Annotated in this window: 6 protein-coding genes; all 6 read right to left on the bottom strand. The window is 74.8% G+C overall.

What is annotated here, in order from left to right:
• Positions 1 to 16: 16 nt before the first annotated feature.
• From ACTG9Q_RS14505 to ACTG9Q_RS14480, 6 genes are read right to left on the bottom strand one after another with little or no spacing between them, the layout of a single operon-like run.
• Positions 17 to 1,624, bottom strand: coding sequence for a (2,3-dihydroxybenzoyl)adenylate synthase (locus ACTG9Q_RS14505; protein WP_455573280.1), 1,608 nt, complete (start codon positions 1,622 to 1,624; stop codon positions 17 to 19).
• Entirely contained in the window at positions 1,621 to 3,018 is a 1,398-nt protein-coding gene (locus ACTG9Q_RS14500; RefSeq protein WP_455573279.1) for a cytochrome P450, read from the bottom strand. Before ACTG9Q_RS14500 ends, ACTG9Q_RS14505 begins: the two co-directional genes overlap by 4 nt.
• The gene (locus ACTG9Q_RS14495; RefSeq protein WP_455573278.1) at positions 3,015 to 4,157 is read right to left on the bottom strand and encodes a Gfo/Idh/MocA family oxidoreductase; all 1,143 of its coding nucleotides are present in this window, start codon (positions 4,155 to 4,157) and stop codon (positions 3,015 to 3,017) included. The genes ACTG9Q_RS14500 and ACTG9Q_RS14495 overlap by 4 nt, the downstream gene beginning before the upstream one ends.
• Positions 4,154 to 5,269: a saccharopine dehydrogenase NADP-binding domain-containing protein gene (locus tag ACTG9Q_RS14490; RefSeq protein ID WP_455573277.1), complete on the bottom strand. Its 1,116-nt coding sequence runs from the start codon at positions 5,267 to 5,269 to the stop codon at positions 4,154 to 4,156. The genes ACTG9Q_RS14495 and ACTG9Q_RS14490 overlap by 4 nt, the downstream gene beginning before the upstream one ends.
• Positions 5,266 to 10,803, bottom strand: coding sequence for an amino acid adenylation domain-containing protein (locus tag ACTG9Q_RS14485; protein ID WP_455573276.1), 5,538 nt, complete (start codon positions 10,801 to 10,803; stop codon positions 5,266 to 5,268). Before ACTG9Q_RS14485 ends, ACTG9Q_RS14490 begins: the two co-directional genes overlap by 4 nt.
• Positions 10,800 to 18,989 (bottom strand): amino acid adenylation domain-containing protein, encoded by an 8,190-nt coding sequence (locus tag ACTG9Q_RS14480; RefSeq protein ID WP_455573275.1) that lies wholly within the window; start codon positions 18,987 to 18,989, stop codon positions 10,800 to 10,802. The genes ACTG9Q_RS14485 and ACTG9Q_RS14480 overlap by 4 nt, the downstream gene beginning before the upstream one ends.
• Positions 18,990 to 19,292: the final 303 nt, after the last annotated feature.

The raw sequence follows: 19,292 nt of genomic DNA, 5'->3' as shown, positions 1-19,292 counted from the left end.
CCAGCCTTTCTGATCATCAGTCCGCGGCATCGAGCAAGCGGGCCAACGCCTTCTTGTCCAGCTTCCCGACCGGCGTGCGGGGCATCTCGCCGATCAGCCGCACCTCGTCGACCGTCTTGTAGGCGGCCAGCCCGCGGTCGGACAGGTAGGCCACGAGGTCCCTGCGGGAGGGGGCCGCCGACCCGGTCGGCACGATGAAGGCGATCGAGCGCTCGCCGAGGACCGGGTCCGGCGCGGGCACCAGCGCGGCGGCCCGGATCGCGGGGTGGGCCTGCAGGTGGCCCTCCACCTCGGGTGCGGCGATCTTCTCCCCCGCCCGCTGGATCTGGTCCTTGCGGCGGCCGACCACGGCGAGGTGCCCGGACGGCAGCCGCCGCACGAGGTCGCCGGTGCGGTAGAACCCGTCGGTGAAGGCGGTCTTGTTGTGCTCGGCGGCCCGGTAGTAGCCGCGCACCGTGTACGGCCCCCTGGTGAGCAGTTCGCCGACCTCGCCGTCGGGCACGTCGACGTCGTGCTCGTCGACGACGCGCACCTCGTCGGCCGCCGAGACCGGGGTGCCCTGCGTGGTGGCGACGACCTCGGGCGGATCGTCGAGCCGGGTCAGGCACAGCAGGCCCTCCGCCATGCCGAACACCTGCTGGACAGCGCAGTCGAACGCGTCGACCACCTCCCTGGCCAGCTCCTCGGTCAGCCGCGCGCCGCCGATCTGCAGGACGCGCAGGCTCGACAGGTCCGCGCCCGTGAACCGCGCCTCGTCCGCCCACACCGGGGCGAGCAGCGGGCTGATCGCGGTGATCGTCACGCGCTCCCGCTCGACCAGGTCGAAGCAGGTGTCCGGGTCCCGGCTGTCGGTGAGCACGACGGTGCCGCCGACGCCCAGCGCGCCCAGCACACCCGGGCAGTTCCAGGTGAAGTTGAAGGCCACCGGCAGGGTCGCCAGGTACACCGTGCGCTCGTCCAGGCCGCACACCTCCGCGGCGGCCCTGCCGTTGTAGAGGAAGTCGTCGTGCGTGCGGGGGATCAGCTTCGGCTGCCCGGTCGTGCCGCCGGAGAGCAGCAGCAGCGCCATCTCCTCCGGCCGCGTGGACGCGGTCACCGGTTCCGGGTCCGCGGGCATCAGGTCGGAGTAGGCGGTGACGTCACCGGGGTCGCCGACGACGATGACGTGCCGCAGTGACGGGCTGGCGGCTCGCGCGAGCGCGGCCAGTTCCCGGTGGTCGAACCTCGCGTGGACGTCGGGGATGACGTACGCGACGGCCTGGCACAGGCGGGCGAGGTGGACGATCTCGGCCTGCCGGTGGCCGGGTTGGGCGTGCACCGGCACGGCGCCGATCTCCTGCAGCGCGAACCACAGCACCACGAACTCCACCCGGTTGGGCAGCTGCACCAGCACCCTGTCGCCCGCCGCGACACCGAGGCCGCGCAGGCCACCGGCCAGCCGCCGCACCTGCTCGCCGAGGTCGGCGTAGGTCAGCCTGCGGTGGGCGTCGACCAGCGCGGTGCGGTCGCCGAACGCCGTGGTGACCCGCGCCAGGAACCGCGGGTAGGTCTCCCCTGTCCAGTACCCCGCGGCGCGGTACCGGGCGGCGTCCGCCGCGGGCCACGCGGTGGTGTCGGCGTTCATCGCGCGATTTCCCCCGTCCTGGTCAGGTCCCGCACGAGCAGGGTCAGCCCGTGCTTGGGGCGCATGCCGACGAGGCCCGCGGGCTCGGCGCTCCTCGACACCAGCCAGGGATCGGCCCGCCTGGTCACCTGGGCGAGTGCCGCCTTCACCATCGCGGTCGCGAACGCGGCGCCGACGCAGCGGTGCGGACCGCCGCCGAAGGGCAGGAACTCGTGGCGCGACGGCTTGCGGCGCCCGGGTTCCCAGCGCCCGGGGTCGAACCGCAAAGCGTTCTCCCACAACGCTTCCAGGCGGTGGGTGTGGTACGGGCTGAACAGGACCATGGACCCGACCGGGAACCGGTGACCGGCGAAGGTGAACGCGGTCGCGGCGACGCGCGGCGCCACCACGGTCGCCGGGTACAACCGCAACGTCTCCCGCACCACCCGGTCCAGGTAGGGCATGGCGCCCAGCGCCCCGGCGGTGAGCGGACCGTCGCCGAGGCCCGCCGCGGCCACCTCCGCCACGATCGCGTCCCACACCGCGCGGTCGGACAGGGCGCAGTGCAGGGCCCAGGCGAAGGTCGCCGATGTCGTCTCCGCGGCGGCCGCCCACAGGCTGACCAACTGGTCGCGGATCTCGTCCTCGGTCAGCGGGGCGACATCCGCGACCCGGCACGCCAGCATCGCCGTCAGCACGTCGTGTCCATCGTGGACGGTGCCGGACCGGCGGCGCGCGCTCTCCTCGGTCACCCACTGCCCGACGGCCTCGCGGGCGAGCAGGGCGCGCCGCCACGAGGGCAGCCCGAGGCGCTGGGCCTTGCGGACCAGCGGCCCGGCGTCGATCGCCTCGTGGATGGTCTGCAAGTGGGCGTGCAGCCCGACCGCGCGGTCCACGGCGGCGGCTCCGAAAAGGCTCTCCACCGTGGCGACCCGCAGAGCCGACCGGAACTGGCCGTACACCTCCACCACCTCGCCTGCCCGCCACGTGTCGATCACGCGGTCGACGTGGCGCTGCACGGTGCCCGCGTGGTCGGCGACCTGGTGGGCGGCGAGCGCGGGCTGCACGAGCCTGCGCAGGCGCCGGTGGCGCTGCCCGTCGTTGACCACCATGGCCCCAGGGCCTGCCAGCGGTTCCAGTTCGGCGAAGGCGCGCTGCCAGCTGAACATCTCGGAGTTGGCGAGGACGAACTCGGTGGCCTCGGGCCCGAGCAGCAGGGCGAACCGGACGGGCCCGATCCCCACCCAGGAGACCGCGCCGTGCCGTTCGTACAGCCGCTCCATCGTGCGGTACGGATCGGTGGAGAAGTCCTTCAGCGCCCGCAGCGCGTCGACGGTCCGGTGCGCAGGCGCCATGATCGACGTGCTCGCGAGCCGTCGGATGGTGGCGCCGTGGCTGTTCAGCAGCGGCGTCACGCGTGGGGCCCCGGCCCGCCGGATTCGGCGGCGACCAGTTCCGGCAGGTCCACCCGTTCGGGAGTCGGGGGGTGGATGAGCCGCGGTGGGCCGAGCCGTTCGGTGAGGTCGTGCCAGATGCCGGTGACCGTGAGGGCCCACTGGCCCGCCACCGTCGAGCGGTGCTCGTCGGCGATGTCGGCGCGCAGCTCGCCGAGCGCGACCCGCACGGCGTCCGGCCACACCCGGTCGAAGACCTCCCGGAAGGTGGGGCCGCTGGCCCGCCCCAGGGGTTCGGTGCCCGGGACTTCGAGCCGCGCGGTGCCGGGGCCGTCCATGATGAGGCGGCCGGTCTCGTCGCGCTCGCTGTGCATCCGCGGGCTCCACAGGACCGGCCCGTGCGTGTCGGCGAGGGTGAGCACCCCGGACTCGAAGGCCAGCGAGAGCCGGTGCAGGAGCAGGGCGTGGTTGTCGGGGTCGGCCGGGTGGATCTGGTTCTGCACGCGCAGGGACACCGGGGTCGCGCCGATGACGCCGTGCAGGTGAGTGTACGGCGGGGGGACGTGCGCCAGCCCGTGCAGGTCGGGGGGCGGCGGAGCCGGGTCGGCGAAGCGCCAGGGCCGGGCCCCGCCGACCGCGCGGGCGATCACGTCCACCAGCGGGTACAGCACCTGCGCGCCCGCCACCGCGTCCACGCACAGTGGCCGGTGCCTGCCCCGCAGGATCTCGGCGGCGCGCAGGAACCGCTGGATGGCGTCCACGTGCGGGTAGAAGGCGTTCACCCGGTACCGGACGCCGTGGCGGCGGGCGGCGCGCAGGCACTCCCCCAGTTCCCCGGGGTGCAGCAGGTGTTCCTGCAGCACGTGGATGCCCCTGGCCATGAGCCGCTGGGCCAGTTCGGCGCCTGCTCCGCCCGCCACGCCCGCCCGCACGACGACGCAGGCGATGTCGATGTCGTCGGGCAGGTCGTCGGGGTCCTGGTGGCACGGCACCCCGTAGGCGTCGGCGTAGCGGTGTGACGCCGCGCTGCCCCTGGACAGCACTCCCGCGAGTTCGACGGTCGGGTCGTCGCGCACGGCTCGCAGGTAGACGCGCCCGAACGAGGTGCCGCAGACGAGGACGCGCGGCCGGTGCGGAGTGGACTGTGGGGTGGTGGTCACAGGATGCCCTCTTCGATCGGTGGTGACTGCCGGTCGTGCTCCTGGACGTCGAACACCGGCAGCGCGCCGAGTTCCCGCACGCCGCGCAGCGTCGCCTCGGGGGGCAGCACGTCGTCGGCGTGGTGCAGGCCCCGGGGCACCGAGCCCGCCAGCACCGCGCGGACCGTCAGCGCGGCGGTGGCGGCGGTCAGCTCGAAGCTGCTCGACGTCCTCAGCACCGCCGTGCGCCCCGCCGATCCGGTGAACAGCGTGAAGGCCATGAGGTAGTAGGGCGCCTGCCCCGCGCGGTCCACCTCACCGGCCGCCACCAGTTCGTCCACGGCCGCGGTGAGCGCGGCGGCCTCGCGGGGCACGCGCCCCCGCAGCCGGGTCAGGACCGGCCGCAGCCGGGTGCCGGTGAACACGTTGAACCAGTCCAGCGAGGCCAGGCCCGTCGCCTTGGCCATGCGGGCGCTGTCCGCGGTGAGGAACGGCATCAGGGAGACCCGGCCGGGGAAGTAGGGCAGCTCGACGTCCTCGACCGGGGCCAGCGCGCCGGACACCGCGCGGCCGTCGCGCCACGCGGCGAGCGCCTCGCCGTACCAGTGCGCGTCGTGCTCGGAGCTATCGACCGAGAGCACGAGGTCGCCCGCCGAGGCGCGGCTGAACCGTTCGATGCCGCCCGCGTGCACGACCAGGTCGGCGCCCGCGAGCCTGCCGTCCTCGGCCAGGACGCGCGGCACCAGGTTGGCCAGCCCCGGCAGCATCCCCGCCGAGAGGACCACGCTGGACCCCGAGCAGGCGCCCGCCAGCAGGTGGTGGGCCGGTTGGTCCCCGGAGACGTCGACGTAGTGGGCGCCCGCGGCGAGCGCCGCCCTGGCGACCCGGTCCAGCAGCAGGTAGGAGGGACCGGCGCAGTTGAGCACCAGCTCGGCGCCCGCGCAGAACCGCGCCAGCGACGCGGCGTCGTCGGCGTCGACGTGGACCGGCTCGTCGCCGTCGGGGGGCCCGGCGGACGGGCGCGTATCGTGGAACCCGACCCGCAGCCCGCCGATCCCCAGCTCCCGCAGCATGCCCACGGCCGCCCGCCCCACCAGCCCGGTGGCCCCGAGCACCGCGACGGTCGCGTTCACCCACCACCCCCGGTCAGCAGCGCGCCCAGCCCGGCGGCGTGCGCGGGCGACACGCAGCCGAAGTGGTCGCCAGGGATGTCGCGCACGGTCAGCTCGCCCACGCAGATCCGCTGCCAGAACTCGCCCACGTCGGCGCGGGTGCCGGGCAGCAGCGTGGACGAGTCGCTGTTGCGCAGCAGCGTGACCGGGCCGAGGTAGGGCTCCGGGTCGTGGTGGGACACCGCGAGCATGCTGTGCCGGAACACCGCGAGGAGCCGGGTGAACTCGGCCAGGGAGAAGTCGCCGGAGTTGTAGGCCCCGTCCCCGCCGGACGCGGCGTGCAGCGCGGCGATCCGGTCCTCTGAGGAGCGCTGGGCGAGCGCGCGGAAGCACGCCCCGATGCCGTCGAAGCGGCCCGTGAGCCCGGCGAGCGCGCCGTCGGGGACGCGCTCGGGTGTCCCGTCCAGGATCGAGCGGACCGCGGCGCCGAAGGCGTCGTCGTCGGCGGGCAGTCCGGCCGCGGCCCGGTCGGCGCCCATGGCGAGGGCGAACACGTACTCCACCATCAGCTCGTCGTGGATCGCGGGCGGGCGGTAGGAGCTGATGACGGTCAGCTCGTCCACCCTGGCCCCGGCCTCGGTCAGCGTGCGGGCGATCTCGGTGGCGAGCAGGCCGCCGACGCAGTAGCCGATGATCCGGAACCGCCGCCCCACGCCCAGCAGCTCCCCCGCGTAGTCGGCGGCGAGCCGGTCGATGACCGCGGCGGGCGGCAGCGCCAGGTACCGGTCGTAGTCGGTGACCTGCACGCCCACCAGGCGGCCGGTCTCGGCGGCCCGCAGGTGCGACAGCAGCGGCCGGTAGGGCTGGAGGCTGCCGGAACCGGCGTGCACGAGCACCCGGGTGGCGGCGTCCTCGCAGTCGTCCTCGCGAGCCGAGTCGTCCTCGCGAGCCGAGTCGTCCTCGCGGGCGGAGTCGTCCAGCCAGGTCAGCCCGGACCGCTCGACCCGCGCTTCCGGCGCCGAGTCGCGGACCGACCGCAGGTACGCGGCCAGGCCGCGGACGGTGGCGTCGCGCAGCAGCTGCCGCAGCAGTTCCGGCCATTCCAGCCCGGCGGCCTCCGGTTCGCGCTCGCGGAGCAGGCTGACCATGCGCGAGAGCAGCAGCGAGTCCCCGCCGAGGGCGTAGAAGTCCTGGCCGCGGTCGACCCGGTCGATGCCCAGCATCTCGGCCCACAGCGCGGCGATCCGCCGTTCCAGGTCGTCCACGGGCTCGTCGGCCACGACGGCGTGGTCGCCGCGGTCGGGGGCCTGCGACCACGACGCCAGCCTGGCGCGGTCGGTCTTGCCGTTGGCGGTCCTCGGGATGGCGTCCAGCAGCTCCAGGCGCGGGGGCACCATGTGGGCGGGCACCCGCTCGGCCAGGTGCTCGCGGAGTTCGTCGCCGGTCAGCCGGGCGCGGTCGGTCTTGAACTGCGCCAGGAACAGCCCCTGTCCCGAGGCGGCCAGCGCGTGCTCGGCGGGGGGCAGGCACAGCGGCTGCCGGGCGCCCGCTTCCTCCAGCAGCGAGATCCACTGGCTCCTGGTGAAGAACGCCTGGTCGGTGTCCTTGCGCAGGTCGGTGAACCGGGCCAGCTCGCTGAAGAACTCGAATTCCATCGACACCAGCAGCGGGTAGTTGTGCCGCTTGGTCGGTTCGAGGAACACCAGCCAGCCGCCCGGGGCCAGCAGCTCGCGCAGCCGGGCGAGCACCTCGCCCGCGTCGCGGGAGTTGTGCAGCACGTTGGCGCAGACGATGACGTCCGCGGAGTTGGGCGGCAGGCCCTGCTCCCGGGCGTCGGCGTTGATGTCGAACCTGCCGTGGCGCACCCAGCGGTGCTCGGCGAACTTCTCCCTCGCCGCGCTGAGGAAGAACTCGGAGATGTCGGTGAACAGGTAGTCCGGCTCGAACTCGGCCAGCGCGGGGATCAGGTCGGTGCTGGTGCCCGCGATCCCGCCGCCGACCTCCAGCACGCGCAGCCCGCCGCGCGGGTGGCCCGCCGCGATCGCGCGCACGGCGGCGATCACCACGCGGTGCACGCTGTGCCCCACCAGGTTCTCCCGGTACACCGCGTGCGCGGCGCCGAACTCGCCGCCGGGGAACAGCAGCTCGCGCACGTCGAGCCGCCCGTCGAGCAGTTCGTCCAGCCTGCCGCTGCACGTGCGGATGTACTCCAGCGTCGCCGCGCCGTAGCCGACCCGCTCGTTCATCTCGCCGATGCGCTGCCAGGCCGCGTCGAGGTCCGCCCCCGACGCGGCGACCAGGTCGCGGTAGACCCCCGTGTCGAGGTGGACTCCGGTGTCGAGGTGGACCGCGCCCGCCTCGACCAGGGCGGCCATCCACCGGCGCAGAAGGGCGCTCTGGGTGGCGGAGACGCCGGTGGCCTCGGCGATGTCGGCGAGGTCGTGCCGGTCCGCTGGTCGGGCGAACAGCCCGTCGCCGCGCAGCCGCGCCGCGATCGAGAGGATGGCGACCTCGTCCACGGCGCGCATCAGGGCCGCGAACTCCCCGCCGCCGATCTCGGCTTCGACCGCGGCCGCCGTCGCGGTCGCGGCGTCGATCACCTGGGCGCCGGTCACCTGGGCGGCGTTCGAGGCACGCGCGAGGCCGGTGGCGAGTTCGGCGAAACCGGCCAGCGTGCGGGCGTCGCGCTCCCCGATCGCGAGCACCGCCGCGTCGGCGACCGCCGGGTGCGACCGCAGCGCCGCCTCGATCTCGCCGAGTTCGACCCGGTGGCCGCGCACCTTGACCTGGGTGTCCTCGCGGCCCAGGAACTCGATGGTCCCGTCGGGCAGGTACCGGCCCAGGTCGCCGGTCCGGTAGAGGCGTTCCCCGGTGTGGGGGTGCGTGAGGAACCGCTCGGCGGTGCGGTGCTCGTCGCCGAGGTAGCCCTCGGCCAGGCCCATGCCGCCGATGTGCAGGTTGCCCGCCACCAGGTCGGGGCAGTCCCGCATCGCGTCGTCCAGGACGTGGAAGGTCTGGTTCTCCAGCGGCGTGCCGTACGGGATGCTCCGCCAGGTCGGCGGGACCTCGCCGATGGGGTGCCAGATGGACCAGATCGCGGCCTCGGTCGCGCCGCCGAGGCTCACCACCCGCAGGCCGGGGTGGCGCGCGCGCAGCCTGCCGGGCAGGTCGACGGGAATCCAGTCCCCGGACAGCATGGCCAGCCGCAGGGCGCTGACGTCCGCCGAGGGCTCGGTTTCCACGTAGTCCCACAGCATCTGCACCTGGGCGGGCACGGTGTTCCACAGCGTGACGCCGTGGCGGCCGATCAGCTCGGCCCAGTGCGAGGGGTCCGCGGCCCGCTCGGCGTCGGGCAGCACGAGCCCGCCCCCGGCGCCGAGCACCCCGAACACGTCCCACACGGACAGGTCGAACCCGAGGTGGGCGACCCCGCAGACCCGGTCGCCGGGGCCCACGCCGAACCGCCGGTTGAGGTCGTCGATGGTGTTGGCCGCGGCCCGGTGGCTGATCACCACGCCCTTCGGGTCCCCGGTCGACCCGGAGGTGTAGATGACGTAGGCCGGGTCCGCGGGCTCGGCGGGCTCGGCAAGCTCGGACAGGGGCGGGGCGGCGGTGCCGGGTTCGTCGGCGAGGTCCACGACCACCGCGTGCGCGGGCAGATCACGTGCCGTCTCGTCGCCGGGGCGCACCACCGCGAGGCGGACACCGGCGTCGCGCAGGACGCGGTCGCGCCGGGCGACCGGCTGGCCCGCGTCGATGGGCAGGTACACCGCGCCCGCGGCCAGGATGCCGAGGACGGCCACGACCTGCTCGGGGCCCTTGTCCATGACGACCGCGACCCGCTCGCCGCGCGCGCAGCCTTCCGAGCGCAGGCGCCCGGCCAGCGCGGCGGCCCGACCGGCGAGTTCACCGAAGGTCAGCACCGCTGAGCCCGAGACGACCGCGGTCTCGTCGGGGTGCTCGGCCGCGCGGGCGAACACCGGTTCGTGCAGCAGCCGCGCGGGGCGCTGCACCGCGGTGTCGTTGACCTGGCGGCGCCGGAGCAGTTGGTCGGCGGGCAGCTCCACCGGGTGCCGGGCGTCCCAGGCGCCGTCCTCGGTCGCCAGGGCGCTGACCAGGCCGGTGAACGCGGCGAACGCGGCGGCGGCCACGGTCTCCGGCAGGACGCCGCGCCGCACGTCCCAGGCGAGCATGAGGCCGCCCGCGTGCTCGGCGGCCTGGCAGTCCAGCCACACCTGGGGCGTCTCGGTCAGGCCCCGGCGGACCCGGGAGCGCTGGTCCGCCGCGTGGGTGTCCTGCCCGACCGTGCTGGTGAACACCACCGGCATCAGCGCGGGCTGCCCGGCCGCGCGGGTCAGTTCGCCCAGCACGTCCACCCCGGTGAACAGGCGGTGGTCGAGGTCGTCGAACAGCCGGGCCGAGAGCACCCGGACCCGCTCGGCGAAGCTCCCGGCCTCGTCCAGGTCGACGGCGAGCAGGGTGAGCGAGGTGAAGTCGCCGATCAGGGCGTCGACCTGCTCGTGCAGCGGCCACCTGGTGAACACGGGCAGGTTGAGGGTGAACCGGCGGTGGCGGCTCCACCGGCCGATGACCTCGGCGTAGGCGGCGAGGACGACCGCGGAGACGGTGACGCCGCGCTCCGCGGCCTTGTCCCGCAGCCCGGTCAGCTCGGCGCCGGTGAGCCACCGGTGCAGCCGGTCGAACCGCACCGGGCCCGCCGGTTCGCGCTGCTCCGCCAGCGGCAGCCGCGGAGCGGGCGGGAGGTCGTCGATCCGGTCGAGCCAGTACTTCCGGTCGCGTTGGTAGCGCGGTGTGTCGCGCAATCCGTGCTCGGCGAGCACGTAGTCCCGGAAGGTGATCTCCGGCGCCCGCGCCACCGGGCGGTCGTGGACCAGGCTGTCCAGTTCGGACAGCAGGGTGCGCAGGCTCGCCGCGTCCACGACGAGCAGTTCGACCGCGAGGTGGACGATCGTCACGTCGTCGGTCAGGGTGACGCGCAGGGTGAACAGCGGCCACCGCGTGGTGTCGTCGACGCGGCTGGTCAGCTCGTCGCGGCAGGTGTCGAGGTGGGCGCGCACCCGCCGCGGGTCCGCGCCGCGCAGGTCCGCGACCGGGACCCGGTGGTGCTCGACGGCCGGGAGCACGCGCTGGTAGCCGTCCGGGTGGACGACGGCGCGGAGCATGTCGTGCCGGGCGACGAGGGTGTTCCACGCCCGCTCGACGCGTTCCGGCGCGACACCGGGGAACTCGACCTCCAGGTAGCTCCGGCAGGCGACGCCGCCGTAGTCGTAGGCGCGGGTGCGCCCGAGCAGGTAGGCCGACTGGACGGGGGTGAGCGGGAACGGCTCGTGCCGCCCGCCGGGGTCGGGGCGCAGGCGGGGCAGCGCCGACCGGCCGTCGAGCAGGTGCAGCACCTCGGCCTTGTACTCGGCGAGGAGCTTGCGCCGCTCGTCGGTGAGCACCCCGCGCGGCGCCCGGAACCGCAGGGCGTCGCCGTCGGCCCACAGCCGGACGCCGAGGTCTTCCAGTTCCGCGAGCAGATCGGCGACGTTCACAGGCTGCCCTCTTCCGACTCGGCGCCCGCGCCCTGGTCGCCGATCGCTCGGTCGACGGCGGTCACGAGGTGCGCGATGGTGGGTGTGGCGAAGAATTCGTGCAGTGACAGGGAGATGTCGAAGGTGCGGTGGACCCGCTGCATCAAGCGGGTGGCGCTCAGCGAGTCGCCGCCCAGGGCGAAGAAGTTGTCGTCCGCGCTCCGCGGCGCCCGCCCGAGCAGGTCGTCCCAGAGGGCGGCGAGGGCGCGTCCGCGCTCGGAGGCGACCTCCCGCTCGACCGGCACGGCCTCGTCCACGACCGGCAGGCGGGCGAGCGCCGCTCGGTCGACCTTCCCGTTGGCGGTCAGCGGGAAGTCATCCACCAGGACCACTTCCGGGACGGCGTGGGCGGGCAGGCGCTCGGCGAGGAACCGCGGCAGGTCGGTGAGCCGGTCGCCGCCCTCCGGGCGGGTGAACGCGACGAGCCGCCTGCCGCCCCGGCCCGCGACGGCGGCGGCCACGGCCCGGCCGACGCCGGGGTGCGCCGACACCGCGGCCTCCACCTCGCCGAGTTCGATCCGGTGGCCGCGGATCTTGACCTGGCCGTCCTGCCTGCCCAGGAACTCCAGCGTGCCGTCCGGCCAGTAGCGGCCCAGGTCGCCGGTGCGGTACCAGGTCGTGCCGTCGTGCTCGACGAACCGGGCCGCGGTGAGGTCGGCGGCGCCGCGGTAGCCGCGGGCGACCCCGGTCCCGCCGATCCACAGCTCCCCCGCCACCCAGTCCGGCCGGTCGAGGCCGGTCTCGTCGACCACCCGGAACCGCTGGTTGCGCAGGGGGAAGCCGTACGGGACCGACACCCAGTCCGGGGCGACGGCGTGGACGTCGCAGGCGTTGGACCAGATCGAGACCTCCGTGGCCCCGCCGAGGGCGACCAGGGCGCAGCCGCCGGTCAGCCGCCGGAGCCTGCCCGGCAGGTCCAGGCCGACCCAGTCCCCGGACAGCAGCACCAGGCGCAGGGAGTCGGGCAGCCCCTCGCCCGCCTCGGCCACGGTCAGCAGCATGTCGAACACGGCGGGGACGCTGTTCCACACCGTCACCCGGTGCTCGTGCGCGAGCCGCAGCCAGCGCTGCGGGTCACGGCGCTCGGCCTCCTCGACGCCCACCACCGTGCCCCCCGCGCCGAGCAGCCCGAACACGTCGAACACGGACAGGTCGAAGTCGACGGCGGACACCGCGAGGACCCGGTCCCCCGGGCCGACGCCGTAGCGGCTGACCACGTCGTCGACGGTGTTCACCGCGCCGCGGTGGCGGATCTCGACGCCCTTCGGCTCCCCGGTCGAGCCGGAGGTGAAGATGACGTAGGCCAGCGCGTCCGGGTCGTGGTGGACCTCCGCGACCGGCTCGTGCCCGAGGGCGTCGCCGATCCGCAGCAGCCGCACCCCCTCCGGCGGGGTCGTGGCGTCCTCGCCCAGCAGCGACGTGACCCCCGCCCTGTCGAGGATGCGCTTGCCGCGCAGCGGCGGGTGGTCGACGGAGACCGGCACGTAGGCCGCCCCCGCCGCCAGGATGCCGAGCAGCGCCATGACCAGCGCGGGGCCCTTCGGAAGGCACACCGCGACCGGGTCACCCGGGCTGACGCCGTGCTCCAGCAGCATCCCGGCCACGCGGCGCGCGCGGTCGGCCAGGTCGCCATAGGTCAGGCTGCCGTCGCCGTGGACGAGCGCGGCGCGGTCTGGGTGGGCCTCGGCCTGCCGGAAGAACGCGCCGTGCAGCACCCCGCCGCCGAAGGTGCTCTCCGGCTCAGGCCCCGCCGTGTCGTTGACCCGCTCCCGCACCGACCGCTGCTCCGCCGGGAGCAGGTCGGGCGGCGCGCCGGTCCAGTCACCGTCGGCCAGCCAGCGCAGCAGCCCGTGGTAGGCGTCGAACATGGCGTCGACCAGTCCCCCGGGGAACAGCTCGTCCACCGCGTCCCAGCTCAGCAGCAGACCGTCCGGCAGGTCGATCACCTGGTGGTCGAGCCACACCTGCGGGGTCTGGGACCGGGTGTGGTCCGGCCAGCGCACCGAGCGGGCCAGCGCGTCGTCCACGCCCAGCATGCTGGTGAACACGACCGGGACCGGGTCGGCCACGCGGGAGTTCTCCTTGGCCAGCTCGCGCAGCACCCGGACCGCGGACACCTGCCCGCCGAGGTCGCGCCACACCTGCTCCTGGAGGCGCCGTGCCCGGTCGAGCCAGCTCTCCCCGGCCGCGGGCCGGTCCGAGACGAGCAGCAGGGACGTGAAGTCGCCGACGACGCGGTTGATGTCCGGGTGCACCGCGCGCCGGTCGAACAGCGTCATGTTCACGGTCAGGTCCCGGCGGGCGCTCCAGGCGCCCAGGACGAGCGTGTAGCAGGAGAGCAGGACGACGCTGGGGGTCAGGTTGTGCGCCCGCGCCCGCTCGGTGATGGCGCGCCAGGTCGCGGTGTCCAGGCGGCGCTCGCGGCGGGTGAACCGGGGGCGGGCGACCTCGGCGGGCTGGACCCGCAGCGGCAGCCGGGGTCCCGGCGGCAGGTCGGCCAGCCGCGCGCGCCAGCTGTCGAGCGCCTCGGCGACGGTGTCCGGGTCCGACGCGCCGCCGAGCACGTAGTCGCGGAAGGACACGCCGATGGGCGGCAGTCGCACCCCCGGGTCGCGGTAGAGGCGGTCCCACTCGGACAGCAGCGTGAGGATGCTCAGCCCGTCGGCGACGAGGTTGTCGAACACCGCGCAGAGCCGCGCGCCGCCGGTGTCCCGGGTGATCACCCGCACGTCGAACAGCGGCCACGCGCCCGCGTCGAGGGCGCCGTGGCACATCCGCTCCCGGACGCTCTCCAGCGCGTCATCCGGGCTGTCCCCGCCGTCCACCACGGCGATCCGGTAGGCGGGCGCCTCGGGCAGGACGCGCTGGGTGCCGTCCGGCTCCACCACCGCGCGCAGCATCTCGTGGCGGGCGATCAGCCGGTTCCACGCCTGCTCGAGCCGGGGCACGTCCAGGTCCTCGTGCTCGTACTCCACGTAGAGCTGCGCGCCGATGCCGCCGAGCGCGAAGTCGGGCAGCCGCCCGAGCCAGTACGCGGCCTGCACGTCGGTCAGCGGGAACGGGGCGTGGCGGCGCTCCTCGTCGGCGTCGAGGGTGGGGTCGGTCCGCGCCGCGCCCCGGGTGACGGTGGCCGCGAACTCGCGCAGCACCGGGTGGGTGAACAGGCGGGCCAGTTCCGCGCCGACAAGCCCCTCCGCCCGCAGCCTGATCATCAGCCGGGTGGCGACGATGCTGTCGCCGCCCAGCTCGAAGAAGCTGTCGGTGCGGCGGACCTCCGGCACGCCGAGGACTTCGGCCCACAGCCGGGCCACCGACTCCTCCACGGCCCCGCTGGGGGCGCCGCCTTCCGGTGGCGCGGCGGGCAGGGGCAGCTCGTCTTCGGTCCGCTCCCGCGCCGCGTCCCGCAGCGCGCGGTCGTGGGCGGTCAGCGGTGGCGGCAATGGCGTCGACCAGTCGGCGGCCGCGAGTCCTTCGACCAGCCGCACGTAGCCGTCGAACATCGCGTCGGTGAGTCCTTCGGCGAACAGCTCGTCCACCACGTCCCAGTCGATGGCGACCCCCCCGCGCGACGGGGACACCTTGGCGTCCAGCCACACCTGGGGGGTCTGCGTGATGCCGTAGACCGGTTCCGGGAAGGAGCCGAGCAGGTCGGGGGGGACGTCGTCGGCGACGCCGAGCACGCTGGTGAACACGACGGGGAACGACGCGGACGCCGCCCCGCCGCGCCGGGCCACCTCGCGCAGCGCCCAGACGCCGGAGGCCGCCCGGTGGGACAGGTCGCGCCCCATCCGCTCCTGGAGGCCGCGGGCGGTGGCGGCGAACGCCTCGCCCTCGCCGCGGCGGTGGCCGACGAGCAGCAGCGAGGCGAAGTCGCCCACGACGTGGTGGATGTCCGGGTGCGCGTCGTCGCGGTCGAACAGGGTCAGGGTCAGCGTCAGGTCGCGCTGGTCGCTCCAGGCGCCGAGGACCTCGGCGTAGCAGGCGAGCAGGACCACGCTGGGGGTCAGGCCGTGCCTGCCCGCGAGGCCGGTCAGCTCCCGCCACTTCGTGGCGTCGATGTGGTGGTGCAGCCGGTGGAAGACCGGCCTGCCGACCGCGGCCGGGGCCTTCGCCAGGGGCAGCCGCGGCGCCGGGGGCAGCGCGTCGACCCGCTCGCGCCAGTGGTCCCGCGCCTCGGCCAGCTCACGCGGGTCGGGTTGGACCTGCAGCAGGTAGTCGCGATAGGACACCCCGAGGGCGGGCAGCTCGGTGTCGAGGTCCGCGCACAGCCTGGCCCATTCCGTGTAGAGGACCATGATGCTGCGCCCGTCCATCACGATGCTGTCCAGGCCGACGTAGAGGCGGACGCGCCGCTGCCCGTAGCGCGCGGCGCGGATCTCGAACAGCGGCCAGGTGCCGACGTCGACGAGCTTGTGGGACAGGGTCGTGCGCAGCCGGTGCAGGGCCGCCTCGGGGCGCTCACCCGCGTCGACCGCGTGGATGCGGTATCGCGGCACCTCGGGCAGGATGCGCTGGGTGCCGTCGGCGGTGATGACCGCGCGCAGCATCTCGTGCCGGGCGATCAGCCGGTTCCACGCCTCCTCGACGCGGTCCAGGTCGACGTCGGTCCCGTCGAATTCCAGGTAGTAGTGCGAACCCACGCCGCCGAGCGGCATGTGAGGGTCGCGCCCGATCCAGAACGCCCGCTGCACGTCGGTGAGCGGGAACGGGTCGTGCCGGTGCTCCGGGTCGGGCCGCACCACGACCGGCGCCGCCGCGTCGCCGGGGACCAGCCGGGCGGCGAAGTCGCGCAGCACCGGCCGGGTGAACAGGTCCGCGAGGTCGGCGCCGCGCAGGCCGGTCTCGCCGAGCCTGCGCACCAGCCGGGTCGCCAGGAGGCTGTCACCGCCGAGAGCGAAGAAGTCGTCGCCCCGGCCCACCCGGTCGACGTCGAGCAGGTCGCGCCACAGGTCGGCGAGTGCGCGCTCCACAGGGCCGCGCGGCTCCTGGTGCGCGTGGTCGACGCGCTCCCGGCTGCCCTGCAACGCCCGGTGGATGGCGTCGCGGTCGACCTTGCCGTTGCGGGTGACCGGGAAGGTGTCCACGACGCTGATGTGCTCCGGCACGAGGTGGCTCGGGACCCGCTCGGCCAGCCAGGCCCGCAGCTCGGCGGGTTCCGTCGGCGCGGCGGTGACCACCGCGGCGGCGAGCTGCCGGGACGCGTTCTGCACGACGGTCGCCACGGCCCTGTCCACGCGCGGGTGGGTGGTGAGCACCGACTCGACCTCGCCGAGTTCGATCCGGTGGCCGCGGATCTTGACCTGGTGGTCGGTCCGGCCGAGGAACTCCACGCCGCCGTCGGGCCGGTAGCGGGTGAGGTCGCCGGTGCGGTACCAGCGGCGACCGTCGCGCTCGACGAACTTGTCCGCCGTGCGCCGCGGGTCGCCGCGGTAGCCGTGGGCCAGTCCGGCGCCGCCGACCCACAGCTCGCCGGGCACCCAGTCCGGGCAGTCCCGTCCCCGGCTGTCCACGATCCGGCAGGCGACGCCGCGCAGGGGCACGCCGTAGGGGACCGCGCGCCACGTCGGGTCGACGGCGTCGACCTCGCACACGGTGGCGTGGATGGCCGCCTCGGTCATGCCGCCGAGGCCCGCGAACCGGCAGCCGGGCACGAGTTCGCGCAGTCGGGGCGGCAGGTCCACGGTGACCCGGTCGCCGCCGAGCATCACCACCCGCAGGGCGTTCCCCAGCCCTTCCTCAGCGGCGGCGACGAGCAGCATGTCGAGCAGCGCCGGGACGGCGCTGACGACGGTGACCCGCCACCGGCGGATCAGCTCGGCCCACGCCGCGGCGTCGCGCCGCTGCCCCTCGTCGACGACCACCACGCTGCCGCCGAACCCGAGGAAGGCGAACAGGTCGTAGGCGGAGAGGTCGAAGTCCAGGGCCGACAGCGTGATGGTGCGGTCCGCCGCGCCGATGCCGAAACGGTCGTTGACCGCGTCGACGGTGTTGGCCACCGCCCGGTGCGGCACCTCCACGCCCTTGGGCTCGCCGGTCGACCCCGACGTGAAGATCACGTACATGACCGACTCGGGGTCGACCGGGACCGGCCCGGCCACCGGGTCAGCGGGGGCGTCGGCGAGCAGGAGCGGCTCCAGGTCGGGCGGCCAGTCGGACCCGGCCGCCGTCGCGCGGTCGGTGAGCACGTACTTCGCCCGCGCCGCGCGGAAGACCTGGGACCGGCGGACCTGCGGGATGTCCACGCCCGAGGGCACGTACGTGGCCCCGGCGGCCAGCACGCCAAGGACCGCCGTCACCTGCTCGGGCCCCTTCGGCAGGGTCACGCCCACGCTGTCGCCCACGCCGACCCCGCGTTCGCGCAGCAGCCGCGCCACGCGCAGCGCGCAGGCGGCCAGGTCGCCGTAGGACAGCGACCCGTCCTGCCCCCACACCAAGGCGGTGCGCCCGGGGTCGGCCAGCGCGTGGGCGAAGAACCGCTCGTGGAGCGGGCGGCCCGCGGCGGGTCCGGCGGTGTCGTTGACGCGCTCGCGGACCGCCTCCTGCTCGGCGGGCAGCATCGGCGGAACCGGCTCGTCCCACCGCGCGGGGGCGTCGAGCAGGCCGCGGACCAAGCCGACGTAGGCGTCGAACATCGCGTCGAGGACCCCGGCGGGGAAGACCGACGCGCGCGCGTCCCAGTTGAGGAGGATGCCGCCGTCGAACTCGGTGACCTGGGCGTCGAGCCAGACCTGCGGCGCCTGCGAGGTGAACCAGCGCGGCTCGCCGAAGCAGCGCCGCACCCGCGGGCTGAACAGCTCGCCGAGGTCCAGCGCGCTGGTGTAGACGACCGGGGCGATGACGCGATCGGCGCCGGTGAGCCGGTTCAGGTCGCGCAGCACCTCGATGCCGGTGTACTCGGCGTGCCCCGCCGCCTCCCGCAGCCGCGCCCGCGTCTCGCGCGCCCGTTCGGTGAAGGTCATCTCCTGGGAGAGGTCGACGTCGAGCAGGGTGGAGCTGGAGAAGTCGCCCACGAGCCGGTCGACGTCCTCGTGCAGGGGCTCCCGGTCGAACACCGGCAGGTTCAGCAGGAAGCGGTCCACCACGCTCCACGCCGCGACGGTCTCGGCGAACGCGGTCGCGAGGACGGCGGCCTGGGTGAGCCCGCGCGCGCCCGCCATGGCCCGCAGCCGGTGACTGTCCTCAGCGGACAGCCAGTGCTCGCGGCGCAGGCCGGCGGGACCGGTCTCCTCCTCGGCGGTCACCGGCAGGGCCGGTGGGCCGGGCAGCCCGACCAGCCGGTCCGCCCACCAGTCGCGCGCCCGCGCCCAGGACTGCCCGCGCGCCGCGGCGCGCTCGGCGAGGTAGCGGGGGTAGCTGTAGCGCAGCGGCGGGAGGTGCGCGTCGGGCTCCAGGTACAGGTGCGCGAGGTCGGCGAGCAGGTTGCGCAGGCTCAGGGCGTCGGCGGCGACCATGTCCAGGCTGACGTGCGCCCGGGTGGCCCCGGAGGCGAGCACCGACAGCCCGACGTCGAACACCTCGCCCGCGGCGATGTCCATGGCCCGGTGCGCCAGCCGCGTCCGGGTCGCCGCCAGTTCGGCCCGCGCCTCGTCGGCGGGGAGGTCGGCCAGGTCGTGGACGGTGAGGCCGGGCCAGGCGCCGCGCTCCTCGATGCGCTGGGTCCCGTCCGCGCCGATCCTGACCCGCAGCATCCCGTGGCGCTGGATCAGGGACCGCACCGCGCGGTCGAGACGGGCCGGGTCGAGTCCCTCGCCCGCGCGGGTCTGGAACTCGGCGTAGAAGTGGGCCGCGACGCCACCGAAGGGCTGGTTGGGCGCCCGTCCGATCCAGAGCGCGTGCTGCATCGACGCGAGCGGGAACGGCGCGGACTCGTCGACGAGCGCTTGCGGCGTGCGCCGGGGCACGTGGTCGCCCTGCCGGTGCTCCTGGATGAGGTCCCACCAGGCCCGCGCGGTCGGCCGCGTCGCCAGGTCGCGGTAGCCCGCCCGCACGCCGTGCCTGCGGAGCACGGCCGCCATCCGGAGCAGGAAGATCGACTCCACCCCGAGGGCGGTGAGGTCGGTGTCCTCGGCGACCTCGTCGTAGCGCAGCCCGGTCAGGTCGCAGATGTGCTGTCGTACCTCGGAAACGTTGCCGGGCAACGTCGTCACGTTTCGGTGGATGTCGGTCAAGCGTGGAAGAGGGATACTGTCGGTCATCGCCTCACCTGGTGGGAGCTGTCCGGTGTCGATCCCGCGTCGACTGGGGCGGGAGCCGTGCGCATCACCGGCCGACGACAGCTCGCGCGGCGTCCATCGCGTTCGCTGCCACCACCGGGCGGACCTGGTCACCGCGGCTCATCCCCGGTTCCGGTCGGCCGGTCGTCTTCCGTCGGACCCGAGGTGACCGCACGCGGCATTCAGCCGTCTATTGCCCGTCCGCCCCAACAGAATGTCAGTCGGCGCGCCGATTCC

This window comes from Actinokineospora lacus (genome assembly GCF_053813445.1).
This window is presented reverse-complemented; position numbering and strand designations above follow the sequence as displayed.